Here is a 14,907-nt window from a genome sequence, read left to right as displayed (position 1 = left end):
ATTCCGCTACAGCTTCTGGGACCGGCTCCGCTCCGGCCTGGTGATGTCGTTCCAGACCCCGTGGGGCGCCCTGACTTTCCTGGCGTTCCCCTTGGCTGCGTTGGCGCTGCTGTCGCTCTACTGGTACCAAGGCCTGCCGATCAGTGGGCTTTTCGTGGTCTCGATCGCGGCTGCGATGTCCTTCCCGTTGTTGTTGCAGGCCTGCTTCGCGATCGCAGTGCACTTCTTCGGTATGCACAAGGATCGTACCTACCAGTACCACTTCGGCGACTTCGGCTTGCGGGCCTGCAGCGACGTCGAGGAATGGACGCAATCCTGGAAGGCGATCACGCGGGTGAAGCGTCAGGGTGGCTTCTTGCTGCTGTTTTTCTCGCGCGGTCGCGCGCATTGCCTGCCCTCTCGACAGTTGCAGCAGCAGGGGGCCCTGGAGCCGATCCTGTCCCTGGCCCGCGCGCACGGCGTTCGCGGCGCCTGATCGCCTGCGGCGAGCCGCTGTTCGGCCCTCGGCTGCGCGCGCTTAACCTGGGGGTATGCATCCTGCTGGCGTCCTCTAGCGGAGCCCCGGCATGGACGACGACCTCGACACGATGACGATCGAGCGATTGCGCGAGGAAGTGCGGCGCCTGCGCGCCGGCATCCGCGCCCACCGCGACAGCAGCCTGCACGAACTGTGCTGGCACCACCCGCAGCTGTGGGAACTGCTGCCGGAGTCTACTCGGGCTGAGATCGCGGTGCCGGAGTGGCCGGCCTTCATGCGCGGCTGCGTGCGCTACCGGCAGTCGCTGGACCGGCAGCGGCCGGACGCGCCGCGGGTGGATATCGAAGCCGAGTGAGCCGCCTGCGCGCAGGCATCGCGTGCGATGGTTTGCGGAAGAGGGCGACGATGCGGTTGTCACCGCATCCTACGGTCGTCGACGACGTGGCCGGACGCTTGTCCGCAAGGCGCTACGTAGGATGCGGTAAGCCGCAGGCGCACCGCATCGCGCGGTGGTGGTGGTGCGATGGTTTCCGGAAGAGGGCGGCCATGCGGTTGTCACCGCATCCTACGGCGTGAGCGCGGGTTTGATCCGCCCCGCTACGCGGCCTTCAAGCGATCCGTCGACAGTTTTGCGATGCGCCAGAACAGGCTCGCGTCGCCCGCGGCCCGGGCGGAGAGCATCGCGCCGTGGATGGAGGCCATGAAAACGTCCGCTTCGGCGGCCGGCGTTTCGGTCAAACGCATCGTGCCCGTCGCCGCGCCTTCTTCCATGGTCGCGGCCAGCCAGGCCTGGAGGTCGTGGAAGTGGCCCATGACTTGATCGGCGACCTCGGCGGGAATCGCCGGTAGTTCCGCGGCGAGCAGCGCGCAGATGCAGATGGGCGGGTTGGCGTCCTGGATGCATTCGGCCCAGTAGCGGCTGTAGGCGACCAGCCGCGCGAACGGATCGGGGATCGATTGCTGCAGCGACTGCAGGCCCTGACGCATCGCGGCGCGGTGCAGGGCGACCGTCGCGGTGACCAGGTCCGCCTTGGCGGGAAAGTGATGGTGGATGCTGGCTTTCCTGACGTTCACCGACTCGGCGATGTCCGCGTAGCTGAAGCCGTTGTACCCGCCCAAGGCCAGCAGCTCATTGGTGCGGCGAATGATCTGCTGGGCCTTCGGCGAATACGTCGCCTGCGATTCGGTTGCTGCCGTCATCGATCGCTCACCGGGTTCGTTGCTGGTATAGCGCACGCATCTGCAAGGGGACGCCCACGATCAGCGCCAACAGCACGAGGCCCTGGACGCTCAGCAGCAAGGGGTCCTTCAGATCGGTAACCAGCGGGTTGCCGACCGGGAGCCTGCGCAAGCTTTCCGTCACCGTGGGCACCATCAGCAGGAACACGCTCAGGCTCAGCGAAACGGTCTGGAAGTAGATCCAGGGCCGCTGTGCGGGCCGCCACTTGGCCAGACCGTAGCCGGTCAGCAGTACCACCAGCGTGACGGTGGCCAGGATCAGGCTGACCGGCTGCTGCGCGATCGGATACACCGTCAGCGCGCCCAGCAGCATGAACCAGAAATAGGCGCGCCCCGGTTTCGTCTCCGGAGCGATCCGTCCGTACTTCAGCAGCATGTAGGCCGCGAGCGGAATCGCCGGGAGGCTTCCCAGCGTGTGCAGCCAGCCGATCGGTGAAATGCCCATGGTGACGGTCCGCCTTGGTGAGGTGTCGTCAATCTACCAACTAGTAGGTAGATTCGTCAACGGGCCTCACAGATCGCCGGACCGGGCGGTTTTCTGGTGTCGATGCGGTGCGCACGCCGCTAAGCGACGAGCGACCGATTCCTCATCCCTGCCAGGCGCGTGTCCCGTGATTCAGCGCCGTGCTGCGGGCGCGCCAAACCCGCGAGCGGGGCACGGACATTCCGCGTGCGTCGGCGCAACAGGCTTCGACGCCGCGTCGCCGCCGCTCAGCGCTCCGGCCGGGCCTCGTCCCTGGAATCGCGGCGCGAGCGTTCGCCCGCCTTGGGCGCGTTTCGCTGCATCCACTCGCGGCGCTGCTCCGGCGTCATCGCGCGCCAGCGCTCGCGCAGGGCTTCGCGCTCGGCGTCGCTGAGGTTGCGCATGCGGCCGAACAGCGCGCGCGCTTCCTCGCGCTGCTCCGGATTCATGCCTTCCCAGCGGCGCATGCCGTGGCGCGCCCGCTTGCGCTCGTCCGGGCTCATCTGCTGCCAGCGGCGGGCGTGATCGAGCATGCGCTGGCGTTCGTCGGGCTCGGCGTTCCAGCGGTCGCGCACCGGCGCGATCAACTGCTCGCGTTGCTGCGGGCTGAGTTGTTCCCAGGCCGGCGGCGGCGCAGCGCCCTTGGGCGCGCGCGCCTGCGGGCCGCCGGCGAACGCGGGGGCCGCGGCCAGCAGAGTCAGGGCGAGCGCGACGGTCAGGGCAGGGCGGAACGGAAGGCGGAACATGCGGCTTACTCCGTTGCGGGCAGGTCGTCGGCGGACGCCAGCCACAGGTAGAAATCGGGATTCTCGTCCAGCGACGCCAACGCCGTGGCGTTGTCGTAGGCGGCGGCCTCGGGTGCGGGCAGCATCGCGACCGGGGGCGTCGCCACCGGCGGGGCGGCGGTCTGCGGCGCGCGCTGCAGCTGCACGCCGATCGCCAGCGCGAACACCGCCGCGCAACCGCTGGCCAGGGCCCAGCCCAGGCCGCGGCGCGGCGCGCGCGCGCGTTCGACGCTGGCGTGCCGGGCCGTGCGCAGGCGCGCGCGGGTGGCCGGGGACACGGCGCCCAGCGCCTGCCGATGCAGGGCGCGGGCGGCCTCGTCGAAGCGGCGCTCGTCGTCGCCGGTGCCCGGGTCGGCGCCGTAGCGCGGGTCGTTGCGGTTCATCGCCAGTCCTCCAGTTGTCGCTGCAGCGCTTCGCGCGCGCGCGACAGATGCGTCTTCACCGCGCCTTCGCTGCAGCCCATCGCCCGCGCGGTCGTGGCGACGTCGAGTTCTTCCAGTACGCGCAGGCTGAAGGCCTCGCGTTGCCGGCGCGGCAGGGTGCCCAGCGCATCGGCGAGTTTTGCGTAGGCCTCGCGGCCGTCGTGGGTGCGCGCCGGGTCGGGGCCGCCGTCGGCCCAGTCCAGCGGGGTTTCGTCCTCGCGCGCGGCCGGCATCAGCCAGCGCAGCCGGAACGTGCGCCGGCGCTGCACATCGACGATGCGGCTGCGCAGGATGCTCCAGAACAGCGGCGTCCATTCCGCGGCCGGCCGCTCGCCGTAGCCGAGCATCTTCATCATCGCGTCCTGGACCGCGTCCAGCGCGTCGTCGCGCTGGCGCAGTCCGAGTTCGGCGAAACGGAACGCACGCGTGCCGATGCCGGCGAGGAATTCCTCCAGCGTCGCGGGGCTGCGCTCGGTCGCGCCGGCGGGCGGCGCGACCAGAGCCAGATCGTCGGCTTCGGCGGACACGAGTTGCAGCATACGGCTCAAGGCTTAATGCCGGCGGTCCCAGCGGCGGTCGTAACGTTCGCCGCGGCGTTCCCAGCGCGCTTCGGCCAGGTCGCCGCGACGGTCCAGGCGGGCCTCGGCACGCTCGCCGTGACGGTCGACGCGGGCGGCGGCGCGCGCATGGCCGTGCGCGGCCAGGACCTGGGCGCGACGGTCGCTGCGGGCCTCGATGCGGTCGCCGCGATGGTCCAGGCGGCGGTCGATGCGCTCGCCATGGCGTTCCATGCGGTGCTCGACCCGGTCGCCACGGTCGCCGGCGACGGCATTGCCGGCCAGGCCCAGGGCGGCGCCCAGGCAGACCAGAGCGAGCAGATAAGGTGTGCGCTTCATGTGGTTTTCCTCGTCGGCGGATGCGTTTCGACCCCTGTGAGGAGGCAAACGCCCGGCCGTCGCTGCGGTTGACAACGCTGGCGCCCGGTTCATGGAACGTTATGATGCGGAAGACATCGCATGGGGAAGGCAAAGATGGGCGACGGGTTCGTGGCGCTGTACATCTTCATGTTGGCGGCGATCGCCGGCCACGTGATCATCTCGCGGGTACCAGTGATCCTGCATACCCCGCTGATGTCGGGCTCCAACTTCATCCACGGCATCGTCCTGATCGGCGCGATGGTCGTGCTGGGCCACGCCGACACCACTTTGGAAAAAGCGATCGGCTTCGTCGCGGTGCTGCTGGGCGCGGGCAACGCCGCCGGCGGTTACGTGGTGACCGAACGCATGCTGGAGATGTTCAAGGCCAGCAAGAAGCCGGCCGGCAAGTCCGGGGGCGCGGCATGAGCGCGCAAGTGCTGCTGGCGTCGGCCAGCTATTTCGTCGCCGCGACCCTGTTCCTGCTGGGCCTGCAGCGCATGGCCTCGCCGGTCACCGCGCGCAGCGGCATCCGCTGGGCCGGCATGGGCATGGTGATCGCGACCGCGGCCACCTTCCTGCTGCCCGAGCTGCACAACATCGTGCTGATCCTGCTGGCGCTGGCGATCGGCACCGGCCTGGCCTGGATCTCGGGCAAGAAGGTCGCGATCACCGACATGCCGCAGATGGTCGCGCTGTACAACGGCATGGGCGGCGGTTCGGCGGCGGCGATCGGCGCGGTCGAGCTGCTGCGCTTCGCCAGCCTGCAGACCAGCGATCCGCTGATCGCGCAGCTGCAATCCGGCCACGTCGACATGCAGCTGCCGACCACGACCCTGGTGCTGGCGGTGATCGGCGCGGCCATCGGCGCGGTCTCGCTGTCGGGTTCGATCATCGCCTGGGCCAAGCTCGACGGGCGCCTGGACCGGCGCGTGGTGTTCCCGGGCCAGCAGATCTTCAACGCCGCGGTGGCGCTGGTGTTGGTCGCGCTGGGCGCGGTCGTGGTGCTGACCCTGAACGTGCCGGCGATCATCGCCTTCTTCGTGGTGGCGCTGGCGCTGGGCGTGCTGATGACGCTGCCGATCGGCGGCGCCGACATGCCGGTGGTGATCTCGCTGTACAACGCCCTGACCGGTCTGGCGGTGGCGTTCGAAGGTTATGTGCTGGGCAACGAGGCCCTGATCATCGCCGGCACCATGGTCGGCGCGGCCGGCATGCTGCTGACGCGCCTGATGGCCAAGGCCATGAACCGGCCGATCACCGGCGTGCTGTTCTCCAACTTCGGCGGCGGCGGTCAGGCCCAGGAGATCAGCGGCAGCCAGAAGCCGATCGAGGCCGGCGACGTGGCCGCGATGATGGCCTTCGCCGAGCGCGTGGTGATCGTGCCGGGCTACGGCCTGGCGGTGGCGCAGGCGCAGCACAAGATCTGGGAGCTGACCCAGAAGCTCACCGAGCGCGGGGTCAAGGTGAAGTTCGCGATCCATCCGGTCGCCGGACGCATGCCCGGCCACATGAACGTGCTGCTAGCCGAGGCCGGCGTGCCCTACGACATGATCGTCGACATGGACGACATCAACCCGGAATTCCCCAACACCGACGTGTCGTTGGTGATCGGCGCCAACGACGTGGTCAACCCGGTCGCCAAGACCGACCCGGCCTCGCCGATCTACGGCATGCCGATCCTGGACGTGGTCAATTCCAAGAACACCATCGTCATCAAGCGCGGCAAGGGCACCGGTTTCGCCGGCATCGAGAACGCGCTGTTTTACGCCGACAACACCCGCATGCTGTTCGGCGACGGCGCCGAGATGGCCAGCGCGCTGGTGTCGGAGCTCAAGGCGCTGGACGGCGGGCACTAGCCGCCCGGCCTGGAGGTTGCGCCGGCGCGAGCGCGGCGCACCTCGATCGGGCTTACTGGCCGCCGCGCACGCGCAGGGTCAGGCCCTTGAGGAAATTGCGCAGCAGCTGATCGCCGCAGGCGCGGTAGTTCTTGTGGTCGCTCTGGCGGAACAGCGCGCTCAGCTCCGGCTTGGAGACCGGGAAACCGGCGTCCGCGAACGCCTGGTGCATGTCGATGTCCTTCAGCTCGAACGCGACCCGCAGCTTTTTCAGCACCAGGTTGTTGGTGACGCGCTTTTCGAACGGGCGCGGCGGCAGGCTCTCGTCGCGGCCGCGGTAGTGATAGACCAGGCCGTCGAGGAAACGCGCGAGCACCGCGTCGTTGCATTCGGCATAGCCTTCGTCCTCGTCCTTCTTGAGGAAGGCCTGGACCTGGGTCTTGTCGATGGCGTAGCCGGGGTCCGCGAGCTGGACCAGCTCGACGACCTTGTTGTCGCTGAGGTCGAGCATGTAACGGATGCTGCGTAGTACGTCGTTGCTGATCATTGCCTGTCCTGCCGAGCCGGGCCGGTGCTACCGGAGATGAAGTCTGCGGTGCCCGCTGGCCAGGGCGCCGGTGGCTGCTGCGTCTTCGCGTGCATCGCGGCGCCCGGCATGCGCCGGGACGTCCGCGAGACGGGATTTTCGCATTTCGGGCGCGATCGGGCGCGCCGATATCGGTCCGGAATGGGTATCGGACCGGTTTCGGGCGGGCTTGGACGAGTTTCGGGCGGGTCCGGGACGGGCTTTTCGGGCCGGACAGGGCGCTGGATTCGACGCCGGGCGCGTCGAACGGCGGTCGGCGATGCGAATCCGAGGCGAGTGCTGGTCCTACAAGGGCGGCGGCCGTCCCTGGCCACCGTCGGGGAATGCGTGGTCGCTCAGCCCTGCAGTTCGCTGAAGACGTAGCCCTGGGCCTTGCGGTGTTCGTGACAGGCGGCGCAGCCGGCGCGCTGGCCGCTGTTGAGGCGGTCGGCGTCCGCGCCGGCGGCGAACTCGGCGTAGCCCCAGCCGCCGGTGGCGGCGTAGCGGCGTGCGTCCTTGACCATGACGTCGACGTGGCGGCGCGGGCCCTGGTCGATGCTGCCGTCGGGCGTGACGCGGGTTTCGAACAGGTCGTAGGCCAGCATCGCGCCGTCGGCGAACCGGCCGTCGCGGTAGCCGGCCAGGGCCAGTTCGTTGGCATAGATGTGGTGCAGGCCGCCGTAGCTGGCGAAGGCTGGATGGCCGGCGGGGATCAGGCCGCTCTTGATATGGGTCCAGCGCGTATAGCCCTGCGGGAAGGCGATCGGCGCGTGCGCGGCGGCTTCGGCTGAGGTGAGGTCGGCTGAGGTAGGTTCGGGCGCGGCGTAGCCGGCCGAGATCGCCAGGCCCGAGCCGAGCGCGCCGGCCACGACCAAGGCCAGCGCGATCACCGTGCGGCGGCGCGGTGCCGCGGTATCAGCGCGCATCGGCGGCGAGCTCCTGGCCGTGGGCGCGATCGCCGCCGGCGAAACCGCGGCGCACGATCAGCGCGATCGGCAGGCCGACCAGCAGCGCGTGGGCGACGATGCTGCATGCGATCCACAAGGTATTGGCGGCGGCCGGGCCGGGCAGGGCCGACAGCGGCACCACGACGTAGGTCATCAACGCGTACAGCAGCAGGCCGTACAGCAGGCCGTAGCGCACCGGACGCGCGACCAGCGCCGGCCAGCGGCGCGCGACCAGGGCGTAGGCCGCGGCCATCATCGTGGCGATGAAGTAGTGCAGGACCAGACCCAGCGCGGCAGTTGCGTTGCCGCCGCCGAACGCGTCCTTGCCGAGCACGCCGGCGGCGATGCTCTGGCCGATGCGCTGCGCGGGCACGCCTTTCAGTCCCCAGAAGGTGGTGGCGTAGACGATATCCAGGGTGCCGGCGACCAGGCCGGCGGCGAGCACGCACAGCAGCAGGCTGCGGGTGGTGGGCATAGCGGAGCGGGGCATGCGGTGGTCCTCGTCGGGGTTGCGGCGGTCGGTGCGATGGTTCGTGGGAGCGGGCTCAGGCGGCCTGCGGTTCGGCGCATTCCATCCGCCGCGCTTCGGTCGCGGTCAGGCCGAAGGAATGCTTGAAGGCACGGCAGAACGCGCTCTGGCTTTCGAAGCCCAGGGCCTCGGTGATCTCGCACACCGGCATGCGGGTCTCGCGGACCATGCGCCAGGCGCGGTCGGAGCGCAGGCGCGCGGCGTATTCGGTCGGGGTTTCGTCGAACACGTCGCGGTAGATGCGGATCAGGTGGCAGGGCGAGTAGCTCGCGCTGCGCGCCAGCCGTGCCAGGTCCAGGCGCGCGTCGGGATGACGGCGGATCAGGTGCTGCACGCGCAACAGGCGCAGCAGGGTCTGCTGGCGCCGCCGCAGGGTGCGGCCGCTGCAGCGCTGCAGGCGCTGGTGCAGGTCGCGTTGCTGGTCGATCAGGGCCGCGCACAGGGCTTCGAGCAAGGGCTCGATGTCGTCCTCGACGTCGCGCGCGCGTCGCGCCAGGCGCACGGTCAGGCGCCGCAGGTCGCGACTGGACGCACCTTCCCAGGGGAACAGGTCGGCGCCGCCGCTGTCCGCATTGCCGTCCTCGCCGTGGCGATTCGTGCGCAGGTAGCGCGCCCAGGCCGCCTGCGAGCCGGCCAGGGCCAGCCAGCCGCAGGGCTGGCGCGCGCTGCAGCGCAGGAGGCCTTCGCGCCAGACCTGGGCATGGCCCGCGTCGATCTCCCAGCTGCTGTCCTGGGCTTCGCAGCGCAGCCGGCCCGACAGCGGCAGGCAGAACGAAATCCACTGCGCCGGCAGTTCCAGTTGCGCGCCGCGTGCCGAGGCGCGCAGCAGGTGCAGGGCGTCGCCGCTGGCGGCGCTGAGGTCGAGGTTTTCGGCGAAGCGGAGGGGGTGGTAGCGCAGGTTCACGGGGGGCTCTCGCGATTCGAAGGCGCTTCCGGCGCCGTTGCGATCACCCTACCCAGCGTTGCGCGCGGGCTGGAGGACCAATTGTCGCGAACGCGATGGAGCCAATCGGAAGCCGCTGCGGGATCCGAAAAAGAGCCCGGGAAATATTCCCGGGCATGCCTGCGGACGGTGGCTGCGCTGTGCCGTGGTTTCGTGCGTGCCGGACTAGCGTCGACCTTGCTTCGAGAGAGAGAGGGAGCACCGCGGACGCCGCAAATGGTGGTCCCGGCGCGACCCCGGCGCTGTCCCGCGGGCGCCCGCCCGGATCGACGCGGGCTGTCGTTCGGCTGTGCCGAAGACGCGAAAAAAAGCGGCCCCTCGCGGGGCCGCCGGTGTCACAGGGTTTTTGCGTGGGCTCAGAACTTCTGGGTGTAGCGGAAGTAGATGAAGCGTCCGGGCACCTCGTAGGCCGCGTCGAAACTGTTGGCGAAGGCCTGCACCGAGCGCGGCGGGTCCTTGTCGAACACGTTGTTGACGCCGATGGTGACCTTGGAGTTCCAGGGCGTGTTCCAGTACACGCTGGCGTCGTGGTAGGTGGTCGCGCCGATCTTGTTCTCGGCCTCGGCCATCGAGCGGATCGCGTCGCCGCCGGCTTCGCCGTCCCAGACGCCGTTGTTGTTGAGGTCGACCGGGATGGGAATGATGCGGTCGGGGTCCGAACACAGGAAGCTGTAGCCGTAGTCGACCATGGCCTGGCAGCGCTCGTCCTGGTGCGAGAAGTAACGCACGTTCCAGGTCGCGCCGAAGTCGCCCTTCTCCCAACGCGCCATCAGGTTGGAGCGGATGCGCCAGCTGTTGCTGCCGGTGATGTATTCGCCGGGTTCGTTGGCGGATTCGTCGATCGGCCAGTCCTCCACGCGCTGGCCGATGCGCGGCACGTCGTTGAGGCGCTCGCCGAAGATGCCGTCGTCGTCGAGATCGCTCTCGGACTTGGCGACATAGGTGGTGTCCCAGTTGAAGCTGAACTTGCCCCAGCGGGTTTCCGGCAGCTTGTAGTTGACGGTCATGTCGAAGCCTTCCGTGCGCAGGCCGCCGATGTTGACCGGCTGCGACAGCAAGGTGGCGACCGCGCCGCCGGGCGCGCGGGTGTAGTTGCAGAAGCGCTGGACGTTGCCGACCACGCATTCGTCCAGGATGAACTGGCCGGTCGGCGCGACCAGGGCGTTGTCGATGTCGATCTTCCACCAGTCCAGGGTGACGTCGAATCCTTCCAGCCAGCTCGGGCTGTAGACGAAGCCCAGGGTGGTCGATTCGCTGCTTTCCGGTTCCAGCAGCGGGTTGCCGCTGACGTTGATGCGAATCTGCGGATTGCCCTGGTCGTAGCCGCCCGGGGTCACGCCTTGTGCGAGGCAGCGCGCCTGCGCGGCGGGCGAGAGGTTGGGGAAGCGCGCCAGGTTGCAGGGATCGGCGATGGTCGGGAACGAGTCCGCGGTGCCGGCGAACAGCTCCACGATCGCCGGAGCGCGGAAGCCCTCGGACCAATTGCCGCGGATCAGCAGGTCGTCGGTCGGCTTCCAGCGGAAACCGAACTTGCTGTTGAGCGTGTCGCCGACGTTGCTGTAATCCGAATAGCGGGTCGCGATCGAGAAATCCAAGAGCTTGGCGAACGGCATGTCGGCCAGCACCGGTACCGCCAGTTCCAGGTAGGCCTCGTCCAGCGAGAAGCCGCCGGAGATCGGCGCGGCCGCGTTGCCGGTGGTGTTGCCGGAGGCGATCAGGGCGTCGGGCTGGAAGTAGCCGCTCTCGGCGCGATGCTCCAGGCCGAACGAGAACGCCAGCGGGCCGCCGGGCAGGTTGAACAGGTCGCCGCCGATGTTGGCGTAGTAGGTCTTCTGCTTGAAACCGACCGCGTCGTGGGCGACGAAGGTCGAGTAGGCCAGCATCTCGGGCGTGATCGAGCCGACCGCGCCGAGCAGGTTCATCGGCACGCAGCCCAGGATGATCGAGGTCGCGTCGCCGGGATTGCTGACGCAGATCGGCCGGCCGCTGGTGGCGCGGCCGGCGACGGTGTCGATCATCGACGGACCCAGCGCGTTCTTCAGCGCGAGCAGGTTGAACAGGCCGTCGGTGACGGTGTTCTGCTTGTTCTCGCCGTAGAAGTAGCCGGCCTCCCAGTCGAACGGCTTGTCGGCGAAGTTGAGCGTGCCTTCGAAGCCCAGGTTGGTGGCGAAGGTGTCGATGTCCTGGCGGAACGAGCGCCCGCCGGTCTCGATCGCGCGGCGCTGGATGCGCGAGACGGTGGTGCCGAACGGGTTGTACAGGCTGTCCGGGCTGATCGTGACCGTCCGCGGCTGCAGGCCCGCACCCGGGCCGCTGCCGAGCACGATCGGCATCGCCGCCAGCAATTGTTCGGAGCGGCGATTGTTGTAGGTCACGGTGGTCAGGAAGCGCAGGTTGTCGGTGATGTCGAGCGAACCCGAGGCGAACACCGAGCGCCGTTCCTGCGGGGTGATCAGGTAGTTGTTGGGCGCGAAGTTGTAGAGGTCGTCGCCGGTGCGGTTGCGCCAGTTCGTGCCCGACTGGCCGTCGTTGTAGGTGAACTGGCCGGTGGTGCCGTTGGGACGGGTTTCGGGGACCGAGCAGGTGCCGAAGATCGGATCGAAGGTGCCGGTGCACAGGGCGAAGCGGCCGTTGGGCGTGGTCGAACTGCCGAAGGCGTTGCCGGTGCCGTGGACCGGCTCCTTGGAAATCTCGCGGTCGCCGGCCAGCACCGGCTCTTCCTTGACGTAGGCCAGGCCGAGCATCGCGGTCCAGCGGTCGGAGGCGGCGCCGACGGTGAAATCGAACGACTCGCGGTAACCGTCGCCGTCGGCGTAGGTGCCGATGAAGGCGTTGGCTTCGGCGCCTTCGTAGTTCTGGCGCAGGATCACGTTGACCACGCCGGCGATGGCGTCGGAACCGTAGATGGTCGAAGCGCCGTCCTTCAGCACTTCGATGCGTTCGACCGCGGCGGTCGGGATGGTGTTGAGATCGACCACGCCGCCCAGGCCGGCGCCGCCGACCCAGCGCTTGCCGTTGACCAGGACCAGGGTGCGGTTGGCGCCGAGATTGCGCAGATCGACCTGGGTCTGGCCGTCGCCGCCGTTGTTGACGGTGCTGTTGATCGCCGATCCGTTGGCGGTGATGTTCTGGATCACGTCGCCGATCGAGGTCAGGCCCTGCGAGCTGATGTCTTCGCGGCTCAAGGAGAAGATCGGCTGCGAGGTTTCGATGTCGGTGCGCTTGATGCGCGAGCCGGTCACTTCGATCCGGTCCAGGGTGGTCGCCTGGGTTTCTTCCGCGGCCTGGGCGTGGGCCGCCAGCGGCAGCGCCGCGCTGGAAACGGCGGCGCTGGCGAACAGCGCTCGTCGGATGGCGTGACTGAGGGTATGCGAGGGCATTGCGATAACTCCGCTGAGTAAGGGCCATGCGTTGGCCGGCTCAGTGAAATTACGAATCCTTAACTATCGGCGTTGCGCGGTCCGCGACTGAAAAGCTATGCCGGACTCGTGCGGTGACTGCGCGGATGTGGCGATTTGTGTTGACGCTCCCATTGGTCATGTTGTGCCGGCATCATCCCGCCCGATAGATTGGTCGCCGGGCGGATCGGACGCGCCCGCATCCATGGAGCCAATCGGGACCTCCCATGCATCTGCAGCTAGACGGACGCGGCCCGCTGCAAGGCCAGCTGGTGCGCGCGCTCAAGGACGCCGTGCTGTCGGGGCGCGTCGCCCAGGGCGTGCGCTTTCCGCCCACGCGCGCGCTCGCGCAACAGCTGGAGGTGTCGCGCAACACCGTGCTGGCGGCGTATGAGCAGCTGCGCGCCGAGGGTTTTATGCAGGGGCGGATCGGTTCGGGCAGTTACGTCGCCACGCCGATCACTCCGGCTGCGCCGGCGGCCCGGCCGGCCGAACGCGGCCTGGCCCAGACCGACTACATCCGCCGCCTGCGCGCCTGCCACGATCACGCGCACATGCCCGGGCGCCGGGTCGAGGGCGCGCGCTACAGCTTCCAGTACGGCGTGCCGTTCACCAATCCGCTGCTGACTTCGGCCTGGTCGCGCGCGCTGGCGCACTCGGCGCTGTATACGCCGCCGACCTATCCGACCGCGCACGGCAACCCGGCCCTGCGCGCCGCGGCCAGCGAATACATCGCGCACCGGCGCGGCGTGATCTGCTCGCCCGAGGACGTGATCATCGTCGCCGGCACCCAGCAGGCGATGAGCCTGACCGCACGCGTACTGCTCGATCCGGGCGATGCGGCGGTGATCGAGGAGCCGCAATACTTCGCCACGCGCGAAGCGCTGTACACCCACGGCGCGCGCCTGGTCCCGGTCGCGATCGATCGCGAAGGCCTGCGCACCGACGATCTGCCCGACGAACCGCCGCGGCTGATCTGCGCGACCCCCTCGCATCAGTTCCCGACCGGCGCGCTGATGTCGCTGCCGCGACGGCTGGCCTTGCTGGACTACGCCCGCCGCCACGACTGCTGGATCTTCGAGGACGACTACGACGGCGAATTCCGCTACGACGCGCAGCCGCACGCGGCGCTGCGCTCGCTCGACGAATGCGGGCGGGTGGTCTACGTCGGCAGCTTCTCCAAGGTGCTGTTTCCGTCGTTACGGCTGGGCTACATCGTGGTGCCGCCGAGCCTGCGCGACGATTTCATCGCGGCCAAATGGGTCGACGATTTCGGCTCGCCCGGGATCGAACAGGCGGCGTTGGCGCAGTTCATGGCCGACGGCAGTTTCGAGCGCCACCTGCGCCGCACCGGCAAGACCTTGAAGCAGCGCCGCACGGCTTTGCTCGACGGCTTGCGCACGCATTGCGGCGAGCACATCGAGATCGAGGATTCGCATGCGGGCATGCACTTGCTGGTATGGCTGCGCGGGCGCGACGCGGCCCAGGGCGAGGCGCTGATCGCGCATGCGGCGACGCGCGCGCTGGGCTTGTACTCGATCGCGCCGTATTACCTGCATGCGCCGGATCGTGCCGGTCTGCTGATGGGGTTCGGGGCGATGTCGGTGGCGGAGATCGGGGAGGCGGCCAGGTTGTTTGGGGAGTGTTTGAGGGAGGTGGGGGGCGGGTGAGATTGTCTCTGCCTTCTGCCTTCTGCCTTCTGCCTTCTGCCTCTGCCTTCTGCCTTCTGCCTTCTGCCTTCTGCCTTCTGCCTTCTGCCTTCTGCCTTCTGCCTTCTGCCTTCTGCCTTCTGCCTTCTGCCTTCTGCTTTCTGTGGGAGCGGCGTGAGCCGCGATCGCGAATTCCGTTTGCTGCGCTGCTTTCGTTCTTAAGCAACAGCTTCCGCCGCTGCGCGTGCGGGTCTCTTTCTCTTGCCACCCGCCTTGGGGTAGGAGCGGCGTGAGCCGCGACCACGACCTCCGGCTGTCGCGCGAGTTTCGCTGCGGATCGGCTTCGCTTTCTGCTTTTTTGTTTTCTGTGGGAGCGGCGTAAGCCGCGATCGCTAATTCCGTTTGCTGCGTTGGTTTCGTTCTTAAGCAACAGCTTCCGCCCGCTGCGCGAGCGGACCACTTTCTCTTGCCACCCGCCTTGGGGTAGGAGCGGCGTAAGCCGCGACCGCGACCTCCGGCTGTCGCGCGAGTTTCGATGCGGATCGGCTTCGCTTTCTGCTTTTTTGTTTTCTGTGGGAGCGGCGTAAGCCGCGATCGCGAATTCCGTTTGCTGCGTTGGTTTCGTTACTTAAGCCAAAGGCTTCCGCCCGCTGCGCGTGCGGGTCACTTTCTCTTGCTAGCCCAAGAGAAAGTAACCAAAGAGAAGGGCTTGCCTAGACAACCCTCCCGTGCGAGAT

At 68.5% G+C, this 14,907-nt stretch carries 16 protein-coding genes; 5 read left to right on the top strand and 11 right to left on the bottom strand.

The window, feature by feature from the left end; genetic code table 11:
• Positions 1-43: 43 nt before the first annotated feature.
• Positions 44-475 carry a YcxB family protein gene (locus tag ASD78_RS17785; RefSeq protein ID WP_156087864.1) on the top strand — a complete coding sequence of 144 codons (432 nt, stop codon included), beginning with the start codon at positions 44-46 and terminating at the stop codon, positions 473-475.
• A 91-nt stretch (positions 476-566) separates the two neighbouring features.
• Complete coding sequence (locus ASD78_RS17780; protein ID WP_056103942.1) at positions 567-833, top strand: hypothetical protein; 267 nt, start codon at positions 567-569, stop codon at positions 831-833.
• A gap of 242 nt (positions 834-1,075) precedes the next feature.
• Here ASD78_RS17780 and ASD78_RS17775 read toward each other — a convergent pair whose 3' ends face one another.
• The 6 genes from ASD78_RS17775 to ASD78_RS17750 form a co-directional block, all read right to left on the bottom strand.
• Positions 1,076-1,714, bottom strand: a complete 639-nt coding sequence (locus ASD78_RS17775) for a TetR/AcrR family transcriptional regulator (RefSeq protein ID WP_343123540.1) — start codon at positions 1,712-1,714, stop codon at positions 1,076-1,078.
• Positions 1,686-2,162, bottom strand: a complete 477-nt coding sequence (locus tag ASD78_RS17770; RefSeq protein WP_056103937.1) for a hypothetical protein — start codon at positions 2,160-2,162, stop codon at positions 1,686-1,688. The genes ASD78_RS17775 and ASD78_RS17770 overlap by 29 nt, the downstream gene beginning before the upstream one ends.
• 266 nt (positions 2,163-2,428) lie before the next feature.
• The gene (locus tag ASD78_RS17765) at positions 2,429-2,926 is read right to left on the bottom strand and encodes a DUF3106 domain-containing protein (protein WP_056103934.1); all 498 of its coding nucleotides are present in this window, start codon (positions 2,924-2,926) and stop codon (positions 2,429-2,431) included.
• Between the two features lie 5 nt (positions 2,927-2,931).
• On the bottom strand, positions 2,932-3,348 hold the full coding sequence (locus ASD78_RS17760; protein WP_056103931.1) for a hypothetical protein: 417 nt from the start codon (positions 3,346-3,348) through the stop codon (positions 2,932-2,934).
• Complete coding sequence (locus ASD78_RS17755) at positions 3,345-3,935, bottom strand: RNA polymerase sigma factor (protein WP_235566538.1); 591 nt, start codon at positions 3,933-3,935, stop codon at positions 3,345-3,347. The genes ASD78_RS17760 and ASD78_RS17755 overlap by 4 nt, the downstream gene beginning before the upstream one ends.
• Positions 3,936-3,938: 3 nt before the next feature.
• Positions 3,939-4,283: a hypothetical protein gene (locus ASD78_RS17750; RefSeq protein ID WP_056103924.1), complete on the bottom strand. Its 345-nt coding sequence runs from the start codon at positions 4,281-4,283 to the stop codon at positions 3,939-3,941.
• Between the two features lie 135 nt (positions 4,284-4,418).
• Between ASD78_RS17750 and ASD78_RS17745 the strand changes: the two genes are divergently transcribed.
• Positions 4,419-4,730, top strand: coding sequence for an NAD(P) transhydrogenase subunit alpha (locus ASD78_RS17745; protein ID WP_055900736.1), 312 nt, complete (start codon positions 4,419-4,421; stop codon positions 4,728-4,730).
• A complete protein-coding gene (locus ASD78_RS17740) occupies positions 4,727-6,160 on the top strand; it encodes an NAD(P)(+) transhydrogenase (Re/Si-specific) subunit beta (RefSeq protein ID WP_056103921.1) in 1,434 nt (477 codons plus the stop codon). Before ASD78_RS17745 ends, ASD78_RS17740 begins: the two co-directional genes overlap by 4 nt.
• A 52-nt stretch (positions 6,161-6,212) precedes the next feature.
• Here the strand turns inward: ASD78_RS17740 and ASD78_RS17735 are convergent, their stop codons facing one another.
• From ASD78_RS17735 to ASD78_RS17715, 5 genes are all read right to left on the bottom strand, one after another.
• The gene (locus ASD78_RS17735) at positions 6,213-6,686 is read right to left on the bottom strand and encodes a DUF1456 family protein (RefSeq protein WP_055900741.1); all 474 of its coding nucleotides are present in this window, start codon (positions 6,684-6,686) and stop codon (positions 6,213-6,215) included.
• A 374-nt stretch (positions 6,687-7,060) separates the two neighbouring features.
• On the bottom strand, positions 7,061-7,630 hold the full coding sequence (locus tag ASD78_RS17730) for a cytochrome P460 family protein (protein ID WP_056103918.1): 570 nt from the start codon (positions 7,628-7,630) through the stop codon (positions 7,061-7,063).
• Positions 7,620-8,141: a hypothetical protein gene (locus ASD78_RS17725; protein WP_156087863.1), complete on the bottom strand. Its 522-nt coding sequence runs from the start codon at positions 8,139-8,141 to the stop codon at positions 7,620-7,622. The genes ASD78_RS17730 and ASD78_RS17725 overlap by 11 nt, the downstream gene beginning before the upstream one ends.
• A gap of 55 nt (positions 8,142-8,196) precedes the next feature.
• The gene (locus tag ASD78_RS17720; RefSeq protein WP_056103912.1) at positions 8,197-9,084 is read right to left on the bottom strand and encodes an AraC family transcriptional regulator; all 888 of its coding nucleotides are present in this window, start codon (positions 9,082-9,084) and stop codon (positions 8,197-8,199) included.
• A gap of 395 nt (positions 9,085-9,479) precedes the next feature.
• On the bottom strand, positions 9,480-12,503 hold the full coding sequence (locus ASD78_RS17715; RefSeq protein WP_056103909.1) for a TonB-dependent receptor: 3,024 nt from the start codon (positions 12,501-12,503) through the stop codon (positions 9,480-9,482).
• A gap of 245 nt (positions 12,504-12,748) precedes the next feature.
• On the opposite strand from ASD78_RS17715, the gene ASD78_RS17710 reads away from it, so the two are divergent.
• Positions 12,749-14,191: a PLP-dependent aminotransferase family protein gene (locus ASD78_RS17710; protein ID WP_056103906.1), complete on the top strand. Its 1,443-nt coding sequence runs from the start codon at positions 12,749-12,751 to the stop codon at positions 14,189-14,191.
• Positions 14,192-14,907 lie beyond the last annotated feature (716 nt).

This window comes from Lysobacter sp. Root667 (assembly GCF_001427715.1).
Lineage (GTDB): Bacteria > Pseudomonadota > Gammaproteobacteria > Xanthomonadales > Xanthomonadaceae > Lysobacter.
Note: the sequence above shows the minus strand (reverse complement) of the source record. Positions and strands in the feature narration are given on the sequence as shown.

Excerpts from the sequence above, each read along its gene's own strand:
- ASD78_RS17730 (WP_056103918.1), bottom strand. The coding sequence starts at position 7,630 with ATGCGCGCTGATACCGCGGCACCGCGCCGCCGCACGGTGATCGCGCTG.
- ASD78_RS17750 (WP_056103924.1), bottom strand. The coding sequence starts at position 4,283 with ATGAAGCGCACACCTTATCTGCTCGCTCTGGTCTGCCTGGGCGCCGCC.
- ASD78_RS17735 (WP_055900741.1), bottom strand. The coding sequence starts at position 6,686 with ATGATCAGCAACGACGTACTACGCAGCATCCGTTACATGCTCGACCTC.
- ASD78_RS17725 (WP_156087863.1), bottom strand. The coding sequence starts at position 8,141 with ATGCCCCGCTCCGCTATGCCCACCACCCGCAGCCTGCTGCTGTGCGTG.
- ASD78_RS17745 (WP_055900736.1), top strand. The coding sequence starts at position 4,419 with ATGGGCGACGGGTTCGTGGCGCTGTACATCTTCATGTTGGCGGCGATC.
- ASD78_RS17760 (WP_056103931.1), bottom strand. The coding sequence starts at position 3,348 with ATGAACCGCAACGACCCGCGCTACGGCGCCGACCCGGGCACCGGCGAC.
- ASD78_RS17710 (WP_056103906.1), top strand. The coding sequence starts at position 12,749 with ATGCATCTGCAGCTAGACGGACGCGGCCCGCTGCAAGGCCAGCTGGTG.
- ASD78_RS17740 (WP_056103921.1), top strand. The coding sequence starts at position 4,727 with ATGAGCGCGCAAGTGCTGCTGGCGTCGGCCAGCTATTTCGTCGCCGCG.
- ASD78_RS17770 (WP_056103937.1), bottom strand. The coding sequence starts at position 2,162 with ATGGGCATTTCACCGATCGGCTGGCTGCACACGCTGGGAAGCCTCCCG.
- ASD78_RS17715 (WP_056103909.1), bottom strand. The coding sequence starts at position 12,503 with ATGCCCTCGCATACCCTCAGTCACGCCATCCGACGAGCGCTGTTCGCC.
- ASD78_RS17785 (WP_156087864.1), top strand. The coding sequence starts at position 44 with ATGTCGTTCCAGACCCCGTGGGGCGCCCTGACTTTCCTGGCGTTCCCC.
- ASD78_RS17780 (WP_056103942.1), top strand. The coding sequence starts at position 567 with ATGGACGACGACCTCGACACGATGACGATCGAGCGATTGCGCGAGGAA.
- ASD78_RS17765 (WP_056103934.1), bottom strand. The coding sequence starts at position 2,926 with ATGTTCCGCCTTCCGTTCCGCCCTGCCCTGACCGTCGCGCTCGCCCTG.